This window comes from Rubrivivax gelatinosus (assembly GCF_004340905.1).
In the GTDB taxonomy this organism is placed as follows: domain Bacteria; phylum Pseudomonadota; class Gammaproteobacteria; order Burkholderiales; family Burkholderiaceae_C; genus Rubrivivax; species Rubrivivax gelatinosus.
Genome location: NZ_SLXD01000001.1, coordinates 291,786 through 305,847, shown reverse-complemented (window position 1 = coordinate 305,847; position 14,062 = coordinate 291,786). Strand labels below are relative to the sequence as shown.

Genomic DNA, 14,062 nt, shown 5'->3' with positions numbered 1-14,062 from the left:
ATCGAGGCGAGACCGTCCGAACCGATGCCCACGACCTTCTCCTCCCGTTCCCCGCGCCTGGCCTTGCTCGCGGCAGCCGCCTTGCTGGCGCTGCAGGCCCAGGCTCAGACCGCCGAACCCGCGGCCACCGCCGCCTCCGAGCCCGAAGCCGCGACGCTGCCGGCGATCAAGGCCAGCGGCCGCGTCGAGACCGCCACCTCGCCGGTCTCGGGCTACACCGCCCGCCGCAGCGCCACGGCCACGCGCACCGACACGCCGCTCAACGAGATCCCGCAGTCGATCAGCGTCATCAGCGCCGAGCAGATCCGCGACCAGAACGCGCAGACGATGCAGGAGGTGCTGCGCTACACGCCCGGCGTCAATGCCGACGTCTACGGCCTGGACAACCGCGGCGACTGGTTCGAGCTGCGCGGCGGCAGCCAGGGCTCGACGCTGCTGGACGGCCTGCGCCGCCCGCTGACCAACTGGTACGGCGTCGTGCGCGACGAGCCCTATGCCTTCGAGCGCGTCGAGGTGCTGCGCGGCCCGGCCTCGGTGATGGCCGGCCAGAACGGCCCCGGCGGCGTCGTCAACCTGGTCAGCAAGCGCCCGCAGCCCGAGGCCGGCAACGAGGTCTCGGTGCAGCTGGGCAACCACGAGCACCAGCAGGTCGCCGCCGATCTGAACGGCAGCTTCGGCGACGACGGCCGCCTGGCCTGGCGCCTGCTCGCGCTGCACCGCGACAGCGGCACCCAGGTCGAGTACGCCGACATCGAGCGCACGCTGTTCGCGCCGTCGATCGACTGGAAGCTCACGCCCGACACCCGGCTGTGGGTCTATGCCCAGTACCAGAAGGACGAGAGCGGCAGCACCGAAGGTTTCTTCCCGCTCGAAGGCACGCTCTACGACGGCCCGAACGGCAAGATCCCGGTCGAGCGTTTCGTCAGCGAACCGGGCTGGGACACCTACGGCGGCCACCGCTGGCGCTTCGGCTGGGAGCTCGAGCACGAGCTGGCGCCCGGCTGGACGCTGAGCCAGCGCCTGCGCCGTGACGTCGTGGAAGGCAAGCACCGCAGCCTCTACGCCAACTACTGGGAAGGCTACCTGGAAGACGGCCGCTCGCTGAACCGCACCTGGTACGCCAGCGACGACTCGGGCGGCATCACCAACGCCGACCTGTTCGTCACCGGCAAGCTCGCGACCGGCAGCGTGCAGCACACGCTGCTGGCCGGCGTCGACACGATGCGCCAGCGCGCCGACCGGCTGTACTGGACCGGCTCTGCCACGGCGCTGGACGTCTACACGCCGACCTACGGCCAGTGGACGCCGCCGACGCTGACGCGTGCCAATGCCGACCCGACCTACACCGGCTCCAGCGGCACCGACCAGTGGGGCGTGGTGCTGCAGGACCAGATGAAGATCGGCGCGCGCTGGGTGCTCACCGGCAGCATCCGCCACGACCGCACCAAGACGCTGGCCGAAGGCAGCGAGGACCTGAAGGTCAACGCCACCAGCCGCAGCGTCGGCGCGGTCTACCTCGCCGACGGCGGCGTCTCGCCCTACCTCAGCTACGCCGAGTCCTTCGAGCCCCAGGGTGCCAGCGAGACCGGCTCGGCCTTCCAGCCGCTGCGCGGCAAGCAGTTAGAGGCCGGCCTGAAGTGGCAGCCGGCGACGCTGCCGCTGACCGCCAGCGCGGCGATGTTCCGCCTCAAGGAGAGCGGCCGCGTCGAGGACGGCGACACGCCGGGCACGACGCGCCAGTTGGGCGACGTCGAGGTGCGCGGCACCGAGCTCGAACTGCGCGCCGACCTCGCCGCCTGGCAGCTGATCGCCGCCTGGACGCGCACCCGCAGCGAAGACACCGAGACCGGCGCGCGCCTGGCCAACGTGCCGGAGAACACCGGCTCGCTGTGGGCCGTGCACCGGCTGGACGCCTACGGCCTGCCGCGTGTGCGCGCCGGCTTCGGCGTGCGCCACATCGGCCCGGCCTGGGACGGCTACGACACGCTGCGCACCGCCCCGGTGACGGTGATGGACGCGATGCTGGGCTGGGACATCCAGCGCTGGGCCTTCGCGCTCAACGTCACCAACCTCGCCGACAAGACCTATTTCGCCGCCTGCCTGGCGCGCGGCGACTGCTGGTACGGCACCCAGCGCGAGCTCGTCATGACGGCCTCGTACCGCTGGTAGCGGGCAAGGGCGGCCGGCTAGGAGGCGGCGCGGCTTCTGCCGCGCGGACTCCTAGTAATGCGGTGGCAGTTCTTCCCGCAGGCTGCGCCAGGTCGCCGGCTCGGCCGCCGCGCCCTGGCGCTTGAGATCGACCAGCTTCTGGGTCAGCAGGTCGATCTGCTGCTGCTGGCGCACGACGACGGCGTCCAGCTTCTCCAGCAGGTCCTCGGTGAAGGCGAGCTTGACCTCCAGGTCCTCGAGCCGGCGCTGGACACGCGCCTCTTCCTCGGCCCGGGCGCGGCTGGTCGTGGCCATGCGTGTCAGAGCGAGCCGCCGCCTTCGCGGGCGATGGTCTCGCTGAGGTCTTCCGGCGTCGTGCCGGGCAGTGGCACCTGCAGGATCTCGGGCGCCTCGGCGTCGGCGCGCTGCCACTCGAACTTCACCTGCGGCAGGCCGCCGTCGGCGTCGATCGCGAAGCCGGCGAAGCGGATGTAGCGCGCCCGGGCCAGCTCGGCCTTCAGTGCGGGCTCGCAGTCGGCGATCAGCGGGCCGCTGATCAGCTCGTCCATCGGAATGTCGGCGAACTGCTCGGCGATGCCGTCCAGGAATTCTTGGTCCATGCCCATGTCCTCGTGAAGGCGCGCATTGTCCGCGCACCGCGGTGGCGGCGCCACCGCCGCAGGAATTCAGGCGCCGAGCGAAGCCGCCGGACGCAGCGGCACGATCGACCGCACCACGGCCTCGCGGCGCAGCGAGCGCCGCTGCAGCCGGGCGTGCAGCTCATCGGCTTCGGCGGCGCCGAAACGGCGACAGGGCAGCAGCCGGTGCGCGTGGGCGTGGAATTCGTCGCTGCGGTCGTCGACGGCCAGCCAGTCGGCCTCCTCGGCGTCGGCCTGGCGCAGCCAGTCGAGGATCTCGTCCTCCCGCCCCGGGCGCGACTGCGCCAGCGCGCCGTAGATCGGCGTCGTGCCGAGGATGCGCGCATGCAGCGGCGCGCTGAACGGCGCGCGCAGGCGCTCGATCGTCGTCCAGTGGCGGCGCTCGTCGGCCAGCACCACGCGCAGCTGCGGCCAGGCGTGCAGCACGGCCTCGAAGCCGGGCAGGCCGCCGTGCCCGTCGTCGGCATGGTTCACCAGGCACTCGGTGTTCACGAAAATCAGCATCGCGCTCGCCTCCAGGACCGTCGATGCTGCGCCGCCCAGATGGCAGCGCCGTGAATGCACCATGACAAGGCATGCCCTGACGCGGTGCGGCGTTTTGACTTCGGTCAGGGGCCGTCGCCGTCGCGGGCGCCCGCGGCGCACGCGCTGTGAGACCATCGCCGGCCTCATGTTCAAGCCCTGGCTCGCCCACTATCCCGACGGCATTCCGTCGGAGATCGACGTCGGCCGCCATGCGTCGCTGGTCGACGCGATGGCCGATGCCTGCACCCGCTTCGCCGACCAGCCCGCGCTGTGGTCGATGGGGCGCACGATGAGCTACCGCCAGCTCGACGAGGCGAGCCTCGCCTTCGCCGCCTGGCTGCAGCACGACGCCGGCCTGGCGCGCGGCGAGCGTGTCGCGCTGATGATGCCCAACCTGATGCAGTACCCGGTGGCGCTGCTGGGCGCGCTGCGCGCGGGGCTGGTCGTCGTCAACGTCAACCCGCTGTACACGCCGCGCGAGCTGGAGCACCAGCTGCAGGACTCGGGTGCCGCGGCCATCGTCGTGCTGGAGAACTTCGCCGCCAAGCTGCAGCAGGTGGTGGCGGCGACGCGGCTGCGCGCCATCGTCACCACCGGCGCCGGCGACCTGCTGGGCTTCAAGGGCACGATCGTCAACGCCGTCGTGCGCCACGTGAAGAAGATGGTGCCGGCCTGGCGCCTGCCGGGCGCGGTGACGTTCAACCAGGCGCTGGCCGCCGGCCGGCGCCGGCCGCTGTCGCCGGTGACGCTGGGCCACGACGACCTCGCCTTCCTGCAGTACACCGGCGGCACCACGGGCGTCGCCAAGGGCGCCATGCTCACGCAGGGCAACGTGCTGGCCAACGTGCTGCAGGTCACGGCCTGGCTCGCACGCGACCTGCAGGACGGCCGCGAGACCGTCGTGCTGCCGCTGCCGATGTATCACGTGTTCGCGCTGATGGCGTCCTTCGTCTTCTTGCGCAAGGGCGCCATGCTGGTGCTGATCCCGAACCCGCGCGACATGGGCGAGATGCTGAAGACGCTGCAGACGGTGCCGTTCACCGGCATCGTCGGTGTCAACACGCTGTACCGCGCGCTGCTCGACGCACCGGGCTTCGCCCGTGTCGACCTGGGCGGGCTCAAGCTCGCGGTGGCCGGCGGCATGGCGGTGCAGCACGTCGTCGCCCAGCGCTGGCGCGAACGCGCGCGCGTGCCGCTGGTCGAGGGCTACGGCCTGACCGAGGCTTCGCCGGTGGCGATCGCCAACCCGGTCGACGTGCACGAGTGGAGCGGCACGATCGGCATGCCCATCCCCAGCACCGACGTCGTCATCGCCGATGACGACGGCCGCGTGCTGCCTCCGGGCGCCGTCGGCGAGATCCGGCTGCGCGGCCCGCAGGTGATGCGCGGCTACTGGCAGCGGCCCGAGGAGACCGCCGAGGTCCTGACCGCCGACGGCTGGCTGCGCACCGGCGACATGGGCACGATGGACGAGGACGGCAGCATCCGCATCACCGACCGCAAGAAGGACATGATCGTCGTCTCGGGCTTCAAGGTCTTCCCGAACGAGGTCGAGGACGTGCTGGCGATGCACCCCGGGGTGCAGGAGGCCGCCGCGGTGGGCGTGCCCGACGAACGTTCGGGCGAGGCGGTCAAGGTGGTGGTCGTGCGCCACGACCCCGAGCTGAGCGAGCGCGAACTGCTGGCGCACTGCCGCCAGCACCTGACCGGCTACAAGATGCCGCGCCACGTCGAGTTCCGTGCGCAGCCGCTGCCGCGCACCAACATCGGCAAGATCCTGCGCCGCGACCTGCGCGACGCGCCGCCGCCGGCGGCCGACGAAGCCGCCTGACTCAGCCGCCCAGGCCCAGCACCTGGGTGATGAAGTAGACGGCGCCCTTCACCATCGCCCAGACGACGCCGGAGACGACGACCGCGGCGACGACCGAGGTGGCGGCGCCGGCGATCACCCAGAGGCCGTCGCGCTCGAGCACGCCGAGCGCGAACAGGCTGACCGCCAGCGCCGGCAGCATGTTGCCCAGCGGCACCGGCAGCACCAGCACCAGCGACAGCAGCAGGCAGGCCAGGCCGATCAGGTATTCCATCGGCGGCGCCGCCAGCGCGCTCCAGCGTGGCCTGAGCAGGCGCTCGGCACGCGCCAGCCAGGGCGCCACGCGCGTGATCAGGCGCACGAAGTCCGCGCGCGACATCGAACGCGAGGCGATGACACGCGGCAGCCAGGGCTTCAGCCCGAAGGCCAGCTGGGCTGCCAGGAAGATCAGCGGCGCGCCCAGGATTGCCGAGGTGCCCGGCGGCGTCGGCAGCACGTTGGGGAAGGCGAAGACGAAGAGCAGCGCGGCCAGCGCGCGGTCGCCGAGTGCGGCCAGCAGGTCGCCGACGGCGATGCGTTCACGTGATTCATCGTGCGCGAGCGCCTGCAGCATCGCCGACAGCGGCAGGCGGCGGGGTTCATCGTCAGCTTGGAAACGGGGCATCGGGCAGTGGCAATCGGCGGCAGGCGATGTTGTAACGGTTCGCCGTGACCGCGCCCGGGCCAAGGCGCGCGAAAGGGCATCCCGGCCCTGCGAACGTGGCGTGCACGCCATTCCTGCGCTCGTGGGCTTGTTAATGAGAATGGTTCGCATTACAGTCGACAGCATCGACAACCGATGGCCACGACGATGCTGCAACCCGATCCCCGCGAGCCGCTGCGGCCGTCCGGCGACACGCCGGCCAGGCGTCCTGCCCCCTCTCCGGCGTCGCGCCGTCCGCGCTGGACGAGCGCCGATCTCTTCGGCGCGGCCGACGAGATCGAGATCGAACACGGCGACGCCGTCTACCGCATGCGCATCACCTCGATGGGCAAGCTGATCCTGACGAAGTAGCCCGTCCTTCTCTGCCGCAGCACCAGCCAGCGATCCGCCAGCACGTGCGCCCTCTCCAACAGGAGCGTTTCGTGCACCCAACGTCCGCCGTTCCACGTGTACTCCAGGGCCTCAAGCTGCCCCCGCCCGGCGTGCGTGCGCCGGCGCTGCGTCAGCTGCTGCGTGCGCTGAGCGGCACGCCGGTGCCGGCTGCGGCGCTGCAGCGCTGCGACGCCGCGGCCGCCATCGGCGTGCGCGAGGCCGAACTCGTCGCGGCACACGCCGGCTGTTTCGACCGCGCCGAGTCGCCGCTGGCCGCGCGCCGGCTGCGTGTGCGCCGCCGCGACATCGCCGCGGCGCTGGCGCGTTTCGGCCGCACGCGTTCGGTCGCCGGCCACCGCGCCTGCCGCGTCGAGCGCCTGGGCCCGGCCTGCGCGCCCGAACATTGGGCGCACGCCTTCGCGCTCGAGCAGCGTGGCGCCGACGGCTCGCTGGCGCGCAGCCTGCAGTTCTTCGACGCCGCCGGCGACAGCCTGGCCGAGCTGACGCCGCTGGAAGCCGCTGGCGTGGCCGCCTGGCTGGACCTTGTCGAGGCCTGCGCCTGCTTCGAGCCGGCGCCGCGCCCTCTGGCGGCGCGCAGGGTGCGTGCCGCGCGTCCCGCCGACGAACCCGCGGACGCGGCCACGCTGCGCCGGGCCTGGGGCGCGATGCGCACGCCTGACGGTTTCGAAGCCCTGCTGGCGCGTTTTGCGCTGAGCCCGGCGCAGGCCTGCCGCCTGGCCGGCCCGGACTTCGCGCGCCGCGTCGTGCCGACGAGCGCGCACGAACTGCTCACCGCGGCCGCCCAGCAGGGCGTGCGCCTGTCGGTCGAGGTGCCCGGCGCCGGCGCCTGCGGCGGCGACTGGCGCGCGGTCCACCAGGCCCGCGGCTGGACGCAGGCCGAGACCGCCGGCGTGCGCCTGCACCTGCGCGAGGACGCGGTGGCCGAGGCCTGGCTGCTCGGCTGCCCGTCGCTGGCCGGCCTGCGCCAGACGCTGCTGCTGCTGGACGCCACGGGCGCCCCGATCGCGCGTCTGGGCGACGACTCCACGGTCCGGCCTGAACGCTGCGGCTGGCGCCGCCTCGTCGCCCAGCTCGAGGTGGAGGTGGACGCATGAACGCGCCCAAGCCCAGGATCGCGGCCGTGCTGGCGCTGGCCCGCGCCGAAGCCGGCGCTGTCTTCGGGGAGCTGCAGCGCCGCGCCGACGCCGCCGAGGCCGACGCGATGCGGCTGCGCGCGCTGCTGATCCGCCGCGACACCGAGCTCGCCCAGCTGCGCGACGAGCTGCGCCTGCTGCACGTCGAAACGCCGGATCTGCGCACCCGGCTGGACCTGGTGCGCGAGAACCGCCGCCAGGCCGAGCAGCTGGTCGCGCTGCGCCGGGCACTCGGCGGCGGCGCCTGGCGCGCCGAATCCCGCATCCGCCCGGCGCTCGGCGCCTGAGCGTCCCCTTTCTCCCACCGACCGCCAGCCACCGCGCCCGCCCGGGCGCCGGCCGCCAGCCCTTTGCCATGACACAAGAAAGACAGCCATGTCACAGCCACAGGGTCCGCGCCGCGGCCAACGTTTTGCCCTTCATCCGCTGACCATTGCCGCCGCGGCACTGGCGGCCGGGCTGGCCCAGGCCCAGCCGGTCGCCCAGCCGACCGTCGTCGCCCAGGCCCCGCTGCCCAAGGTCGTCGTCTCGGCGACGCGGGTCGAGGCCAACGAAGACGAGGTCGCGGCCACCGTCAGCGCCGTCACCGCCGAGGAGATCGACCGCCGCGGCGCCAACGACATCCAGGACCTGCTGAAGCAGGAGGCGGGCGTCGCGGTGCGTGCGCTGCCCAACCGCAGCTCGGCGGCCTTCTACAGCACCGGCCGCGGCGGCAACGAGGGCATCAACATCCGCGGCCTCGAAGGCAACCAGGTGATGCTGCAGGTCGACGGCGTGCGCCTGCCGATGCTCTATTCCAGCGGCCCGTTCTTCGCCGGCCGCGGCGACTACATCGACGTCGAGGCCTTCAAGCGCGTGGAGCTGCTGCGCGGGCCGTCCTCGGCGTCCTACGGCAGCGACGGCCTGGCCGGCGCGGTGAGTTTCGTCACCAAGGACCCGTCGGACCTGCTGCGCCCGGGCGAGAAACACGCCGAGTCGCTGAAGCTGGGTTACCGCGGCGTCGACGACTCCTGGGTCGCGGTGCCGACCTTCGCGCTGCGCGCCGAAGGTGGCACCGAGGCCATGCTGCTGGCCAGCCTGCGCCGTGGCCACGAGGTCGACAACGGCGGCGACAACGACGCCAGGAACAACACCCGCACCACGCCCAACCCGCAGGACACGCAATCCAACTTCGTGCTCGCCAAGCTCGAGCAGCGCCTGGACGCGCGCCAGAAGCTGAAGTTCAGCGCCGAGCACCTGAGCAAACGCACCGATGCCGAGATCTACACGCTGTTCGGCAACTTCATGTACCCGACGACGACCGACGTCGACGCCGCCGAGCGCATCGAGCGCACGCTGCTGAAGGCCGGCTACGAGTTCGCCGACCCGCGCGCCGCCTGGTTCCAGCGTGTCAACGCCACGGTCTACGCCCAGGACAGCGAGAACCGCCAGCTCGGCTACGAGGCGCGCACCAACACCAGCGCCTGGAACACCCGTGAACGCGACGCGCGCTACGAGGAGAAGACCGTCGGCGGCAGCGTGCAGTTCGAGTCCAACTTCGGCACCGAGCTCGCGCAGCGCCTGGTCTGGGGCCTGGACGCGTCGACCACCGAAGTCACCTCGCTGAAGGACGGCGCCAACTACCTGGACGGCGTGCTCGTCACCAGCGGCTCCTCGGCCTTCGTCAAGAACAAGAGCTTCCCCGACACCGACTACCGCCTGCTCGGCGCCTTCGTGCAGGACGAGATCTCGCTCGGCCGGCTGGCGCTGATCCCGGCGCTGCGCTGGGACCACTTCAAGCTCGACCCCGACCGCAACGACCCGCTGTACGCCCTCAACAACTCGATCGCGCCGACGGCGCTGTCGGGCAGCGAGCTGTCGCCGCGGCTGGGGCTGATCTGGAAGTTCTCGCCGGCGCTGCGTGCGGTGGCCAACGTCGCGCACGGCTTTCGCGCGCCGACACCGTCGCAGGTCAACGGCGGCGTCACCAACCTGACGGCCTCTCAGCCCTACATCTCGATCGGCAACCCCGACCTGAAGCCCGAGACCAGCGACACCGTCGAACTCGGCCTGCGCGGCGAGAGCGGCGCGCTGCGCTGGACGGCGACGGTGTTCAAGTCGCGCTACAAGGACTTCATCGAGTCCAACGTCACCGTCGACGGCTCGGGCACCTCGGCCGACCCGTGGGTCTTCCAGGCCGTCAACCTCAACCGCGTGGACATCCGCGGCGTCGAGGCGACGCTGGACTGGAGCGTCGCCCCGGGCTGGACGCTGTCGGCGCGCTACGCCCATGCGCACGGCGACAGCGACAGCGAAGGCGTCGAGCAGCCGCTGGAGAGCGTCGAGCCCGACAAGCTGGTGCTGGCCGTCAAGCGCGAGGTCGGCCACTTCGGCAGCGAGTTCTCGGTCACCGCGATGAAGCGCCAGAGCCGCTACGTGCGCGAGGCCGACAGCACGCAGTACGTGCCCGGCGGCTTCGCCGTCGCCGATCTGTCGATGTGGTGGCTGGTGCGGCCCGACACCGAACTCGTGTTCGGCGTCACCAACCTCTTCGACAAGAAGTACATGCAGTGGGCCGACGCACGCGAGCTGAGCACCACCACCGAGGCCATCGACGCCTACACGCAGCCCGGCCGCGCCTTCAACGCCAGCGTGCGCTACCGCTTCTGATGCGCCGCGACGCCAGCCCGCCGGCCACGCGCCGGCCTTGCCAGCTCGCCGCCCCGCTCGCCGCCGCCCGCCGGCGGCTGGCGGCGGCGGCCGTCGTGCTCGCCGCCTTGCTGCTGCTGCTCGCGCTGCCGGCGCAGGCCGCGCGCGTGCTCGTCGTCACCACCTCGCCGGTGCCGCCGGCCAAGCTCGCGGCACTGGCACGCGTTGGCGGCCCGCTGGGGCTGGAGGTGCAGGCCCGCTACGTCGAGAAGCTCGGCACGATCGACGCCACGCTCTGGGACGGCGCCGACCTCGTGCTGCTGGACGCGCCGCGTGCCCACATCGAGGCCTGGATGCGCGAGAAGCTGGCGCCCGCGCTGCCGGCGCTGGAGCGCCGCCGGCACGTCTGGCTGTCCACCGCCGAGGCGCGCCCGCACGACGTGCCGGCCGACCTCGCCAAACGCCTGCACGCCTACTACGTCAACGGCGCCGGGCCCAACCTGCGCCACTTCGTCCAGACCCTGGACGACTGGCTGGACGGCCGGCCCTGGGGCTTACACCCCGACCCGGTCGTCTTCCCGGCCACCGGCATCTACCACCCGAAATACCCCGGCCTGGTCAGCGCGTCGAGCCGCGACTACCTGGCGTGGAAGGGCGTCGCGCCGGGCGGGGCACGCCCGCCGGTCGTCGGCATCGTCTTCCACCCGCAGAGCGTCGCCGCCGAGGAGACCGAGCTGCTGGACGCGCTGATCACGCGGCTGGAAGCGCAGGGCGCGCTGCCGCTGGCCTTCTACACGCCGGTGCTCGACGCCGACGCCGTGCGCCGCGTCGCGCTGCTCGACGGCCGGCCGACGGTCGACGTGCTGATCAACACCCAGATCACGCTGAGCCCCGAGGCGCGCCGCGCCGAGTTCGAGGCCCTGGGCGTGCCGGTGATCCAGGCCATGAACTACCGTCGCGGAGACGCCGCCGCCTGGCGCGCCGACCCGCAGGGCGTGCGCATCGACGACGTGCCGTTCTACCTGTCGCAGGCCGAGACCGCCGGCATCACCGACATCCTGATCGCCTCGGCCAACGGCGGCGCCGACGAGCGCCTGGAGCCGATCGCGCCGCAGGTCGACGCCGTCGTCGCCAAGGCGATGAAGCTCGTCGCGCTGCAGCGCAAGGCCCCGGCCGACAAACACGTCGCGCTGTTCTTCTGGAACTACCCGCCGGGCGAGAAGAACCTGTCGGCCTCGTTCATGAACCTGCCGCGCAGCCTGGTGGCGACGCTGGCGGCGCTGCGCCAGGCCGGCTACACGACCGAGACCCAGGACGAGGCGGTGCTGACGGCGTCGCTGCAGCGCCTGCTGGAGCCCGCCTACCGCCCGGCGGCCGACCGCGAGGTGCTGGAGCGATTGCTGCGCGACGGCCTGGCCGACTGGCTGCCGGTCTCGCGCTACCGCGCCTGGCTGGCGGCGCTGCCGCCCGAGGTCGGCGCGCGGCTGCACGAACGCTGGGGCGCGCCCGAACGCTCGACCTGGATCGTGCGCCGCGGCGGCCAGGACGGTTTCGTCGTGCCGCGGCTGCGCCTGGGCGGCATCAGCCTGCTGCCGCAGCCGCCGCGCGGCGAACGCGGCGAAGACCGCGAGAAAGCCATCTACCACTCGACCAGCGCCGTGCCCTCGCACCACTACTACGCCGTCTACCTCTGGGCGCGCGAGCAATTCGCCGCCGACGCGCTGGTGCACTTCGGCACCCACGGCACGCAGGAGTGGCTGCCGGGCAAGGAGCGCGGGCTGTCGGTCCACGACGACGCGCTGCTGGCCGTCGGCGACGTGCCCGTGGTCTACCCGTACATCGTCGACAACATCGGCGAGGCGCTGCAGACCAAACGCCGCGGGCGTGCGGTCGTCGTCTCGCACCAGACGCCGGCGCTGGCACCGGCCGGGCTGCACGACGCGCTGACCGCGCTGCACGACGCGCTGCACCAGTGGCTGGCGCAGGGCGAAGGCCAGGTGCGCGACGCGCTGCGGCGCCAGATTGCCGACGGCGTTAAGCGCGAACGCATCGCCGCCGACATGGGCTGGAGCCAGGAGCGTGTCGAAGCCGAGTTCCCGGCCTTCATCACCGCGCTGCACGACCATCTGCACGAGCTGGCGCTGACGGTGCAGCCGGTCGGCCTGCATACCTTCGGCCGCGCGCCCGAGGAACGCTGGCGCCTGGCGATGGTGATGGAGATGCTGGGCCGCGAGACCCTCGTCGCGCTGGCCGCGCCCGGCGAAGAGGCCGACGAGGTGCTGGTCGGCGACTGGCGAAAACTCACCGAGACCGCCACCTACCGCCGTCTGCACGAGTTCATCGTCCAGGGCGCCGACACCGCGGCGCTGCCACCCCCGGTGCGTGAAGCGCTCGAACGCGGCCGGCGCTGGTACGCCGACCTGGGCGCCGAAGGCGAGCTCGCCGGGCTGCTGGACGCACTCGCCGGGCGTTACCGGCCGACGAGCTACGGCGGCGACCCGATCAAGAACCCCGACTCGCTGCCGACCGGGCGCAACCTCTACGGCTTCGACCCCTCGCGCGTGCCGACCAAAGCCGCCTGGGAAGCCGGCAAGCAGGCGCTGGAGCAGCTCGCCGCCGCGCACCGCGCCAAGACCGGCCGCACGCCGGCCAAGCTGGCGTTCACGCTGTGGTCGGTGGAGACCATGCGCCACCAGGGCCTGCTCGAAGCGCAGGCGCTGTGGGCGCTGGGCGTCGAGCCGGTCTGGGACGCGGGCGGGCGGGTCGCCGACGTCAAGCTCGTGCCGCGCGCCGCACTGGGCCGGCCGCGCATCGACGTCGTGCTGTCGGCCACCGGGCTGTACCGGGACCACTTCCCGAACGTGATGCGCCAGCTCGCCAAGGCGGCCAAGCTCGCGTCTCAGGCCGACGAAGCCGACAACCCGGTGGCGGCCAACGCACGCCGCATCAGCGCCGGCCTGCGCGCACGCGGGCTGGACGCGGCGGCCGCCGAACGCGCCGGGCAGACGCGCATCTTCTCGTCCGAGTCGGGCCGTTACGGCAGCGGCCTGGACGACGCGGCGCTGGCCACCGACACCTGGAAGACCCAGGCCGAGGGCGACCGCAAGCTGGCGACGCTGTACCTGTCGCGCATGCAGTACGCCTACGGCCCCGACGAGGGCGAGTGGGGCCAGGCCGGCGTGGACGGACGCGGCAAGGCCAACCTCTACGCCGAGCACCTGAAGGGCACCGAAGGCGCGGTGCTGGCGCGCAGCTCCAACCTCTACGGCATGCTGACCACCGACGACCCGTTCCAGTACCTGGGCGGGCTGTCGCTGGCCGTGCGCCACCTCGACGGCCAGGCGCCCGAGCTCTACATCAGCAACCTGCGCGGGCCGGGCGCGGGGCGGGTCGAAGGCGCGGCCGAGTTCCTCGCCAAGGAGCTGGCGACCCGCAACTTCCACCCCGGCCACATCAGCGGCCTGATGGCCGAGGGCTACGCCGGCACGCTGCAGGTGCTGGACGGCATCAACAACTTCGCCGGCTGGCAGAGCGTGGCGCGCGAGATCGTGCGCGACGACCAGTGGCAGGAGTTCATGGACGTCTACGTGCGCGACAAGCACCAGCTCGGCGTGCGCCGCTGGTTCGAGAGCCGCAACCCGCACGCGATGGCGCAGGTCATCGAACGCATGCTGGAAGCCGCGCGCCTGGGCCAGTGGAAGGCCGCGCCCGAGAGCGTCGCCGAGCTGAAACAACGCTGGCGCGAGCTGGCCGAGCGCCACGACGTTCGGCCCGACAGCGCCGCGTTCGCCGCCTTCGTCGGTTTCGGCCTCGCGCCGCAGCCGGCCGTGCCGGCGCCCGCACCCGCGGCGCCCGCCGAAGCGGCCCCCGTCGCCCCCGAGCCCGCCGCGGCACGGCCCCCGGTCGAGGGCCTGCTGCTCGAACGTGTCGCCCCGCCGCCGGCCGAGGCCTCGCGTGCTGCGCTGGCGCTGGCGGCCATCGCGCTGGCGCTGGCCGGCGGCGCGCTGCGCGGCCGGCGCCACCGGTCCACCCTTTCTTTCGCCACCTGAAGGCAGCCCTCCGA

General features: G+C 72.6%; 11 protein-coding genes. 7 read left to right on the top strand and 4 right to left on the bottom strand.

Going from position 1 to position 14,062, the window contains the following annotated elements:
* Positions 1 to 24: 24 nt before the first annotated feature.
* Positions 25 to 2,169, top strand: a complete 2,145-nt coding sequence (locus tag EV684_RS01475; protein ID WP_132644423.1) for a TonB-dependent siderophore receptor — start codon at positions 25 to 27, stop codon at positions 2,167 to 2,169.
* Between the two features lie 51 nt (positions 2,170 to 2,220).
* Here EV684_RS01475 and EV684_RS01470 read toward each other — a convergent pair whose 3' ends face one another.
* The 3 genes from EV684_RS01470 to EV684_RS01460 form a co-directional block, all read right to left on the bottom strand.
* Positions 2,221 to 2,463, bottom strand: a complete 243-nt coding sequence (locus EV684_RS01470) for a SlyX family protein (protein ID WP_132644422.1) — start codon at positions 2,461 to 2,463, stop codon at positions 2,221 to 2,223.
* A gap of 5 nt (positions 2,464 to 2,468) precedes the next feature.
* Complete coding sequence (locus EV684_RS01465; protein ID WP_242478624.1) at positions 2,469 to 2,768, bottom strand: hypothetical protein; 300 nt, start codon at positions 2,766 to 2,768, stop codon at positions 2,469 to 2,471.
* Positions 2,769 to 2,834: 66 nt separating this feature from the next.
* A complete protein-coding gene (locus EV684_RS01460; protein WP_132644420.1) occupies positions 2,835 to 3,311 on the bottom strand; it encodes an HAD domain-containing protein in 477 nt (158 codons plus the stop codon).
* A gap of 166 nt (positions 3,312 to 3,477) precedes the next feature.
* Between EV684_RS01460 and EV684_RS01455 the strand changes: the two genes are divergently transcribed.
* Positions 3,478 to 5,163 carry an AMP-binding protein gene (locus EV684_RS01455; RefSeq protein ID WP_132644419.1) on the top strand — a complete coding sequence of 562 codons (1,686 nt, stop codon included), beginning with the start codon at positions 3,478 to 3,480 and terminating at the stop codon, positions 5,161 to 5,163.
* Between the two features lies 1 nt (position 5,164).
* Here the strand turns inward: EV684_RS01455 and EV684_RS01450 are convergent, their stop codons facing one another.
* Entirely contained in the window at positions 5,165 to 5,806 is a 642-nt protein-coding gene (locus tag EV684_RS01450) for an exopolysaccharide biosynthesis protein (protein ID WP_132644418.1), read from the bottom strand.
* A gap of 174 nt (positions 5,807 to 5,980) precedes the next feature.
* Here EV684_RS01450 and hemP point away from each other — a divergent pair, with 174 nt between their 5' ends.
* From hemP to cobN, 5 genes are all read left to right on the top strand, one after another.
* Positions 5,981 to 6,196, top strand: a complete 216-nt coding sequence (gene hemP / locus EV684_RS01445) for a hemin uptake protein HemP (protein WP_242478623.1) — start codon at positions 5,981 to 5,983, stop codon at positions 6,194 to 6,196.
* 71 nt (positions 6,197 to 6,267) lie between these two features.
* Complete coding sequence (locus EV684_RS01440) at positions 6,268 to 7,332, top strand: ChuX/HutX family heme-like substrate-binding protein (RefSeq protein ID WP_132644417.1); 1,065 nt, start codon at positions 6,268 to 6,270, stop codon at positions 7,330 to 7,332.
* Positions 7,329 to 7,658, top strand: coding sequence for a hypothetical protein (locus EV684_RS01435; RefSeq protein WP_132644416.1), 330 nt, complete (start codon positions 7,329 to 7,331; stop codon positions 7,656 to 7,658). Before EV684_RS01440 ends, EV684_RS01435 begins: the two co-directional genes overlap by 4 nt.
* Before the next feature lie 88 nt (positions 7,659 to 7,746).
* A complete protein-coding gene (locus EV684_RS01430; RefSeq protein ID WP_132644415.1) occupies positions 7,747 to 10,020 on the top strand; it encodes a TonB-dependent hemoglobin/transferrin/lactoferrin family receptor in 2,274 nt (757 codons plus the stop codon).
* A complete protein-coding gene (cobN, locus tag EV684_RS01425) occupies positions 10,020 to 14,048 on the top strand; it encodes a cobaltochelatase subunit CobN (protein ID WP_242478622.1) in 4,029 nt (1,342 codons plus the stop codon). The genes EV684_RS01430 and cobN overlap by 1 nt, the downstream gene beginning before the upstream one ends.
* The last annotated feature ends 14 nt before the right edge of the window (positions 14,049 to 14,062 follow it).

Coding starts and splice junctions, on each gene's coding strand:
- EV684_RS01475 (WP_132644423.1), top strand. CDS start 25: ATGCCCACGACCTTCTCCTCCCGTTCCCCGCGCCTGGCCTTGCTCGCG.
- EV684_RS01470 (WP_132644422.1), bottom strand. CDS start 2,463: ATGGCCACGACCAGCCGCGCCCGGGCCGAGGAAGAGGCGCGTGTCCAG.
- EV684_RS01465 (WP_242478624.1), bottom strand. CDS start 2,768: ATGGACCAAGAATTCCTGGACGGCATCGCCGAGCAGTTCGCCGACATT.
- EV684_RS01460 (WP_132644420.1), bottom strand. CDS start 3,311: ATGCTGATTTTCGTGAACACCGAGTGCCTGGTGAACCATGCCGACGAC.
- EV684_RS01455 (WP_132644419.1), top strand. CDS start 3,478: ATGTTCAAGCCCTGGCTCGCCCACTATCCCGACGGCATTCCGTCGGAG.
- EV684_RS01450 (WP_132644418.1), bottom strand. CDS start 5,806: ATGCCCCGTTTCCAAGCTGACGATGAACCCCGCCGCCTGCCGCTGTCG.
- hemP (WP_242478623.1), top strand. CDS start 5,981: ATGGCCACGACGATGCTGCAACCCGATCCCCGCGAGCCGCTGCGGCCG.
- EV684_RS01435 (WP_132644416.1), top strand. CDS start 7,329: ATGAACGCGCCCAAGCCCAGGATCGCGGCCGTGCTGGCGCTGGCCCGC.
- EV684_RS01430 (WP_132644415.1), top strand. CDS start 7,747: ATGTCACAGCCACAGGGTCCGCGCCGCGGCCAACGTTTTGCCCTTCAT.
- cobN (WP_242478622.1), top strand. CDS start 10,020: ATGCGCCGCGACGCCAGCCCGCCGGCCACGCGCCGGCCTTGCCAGCTC.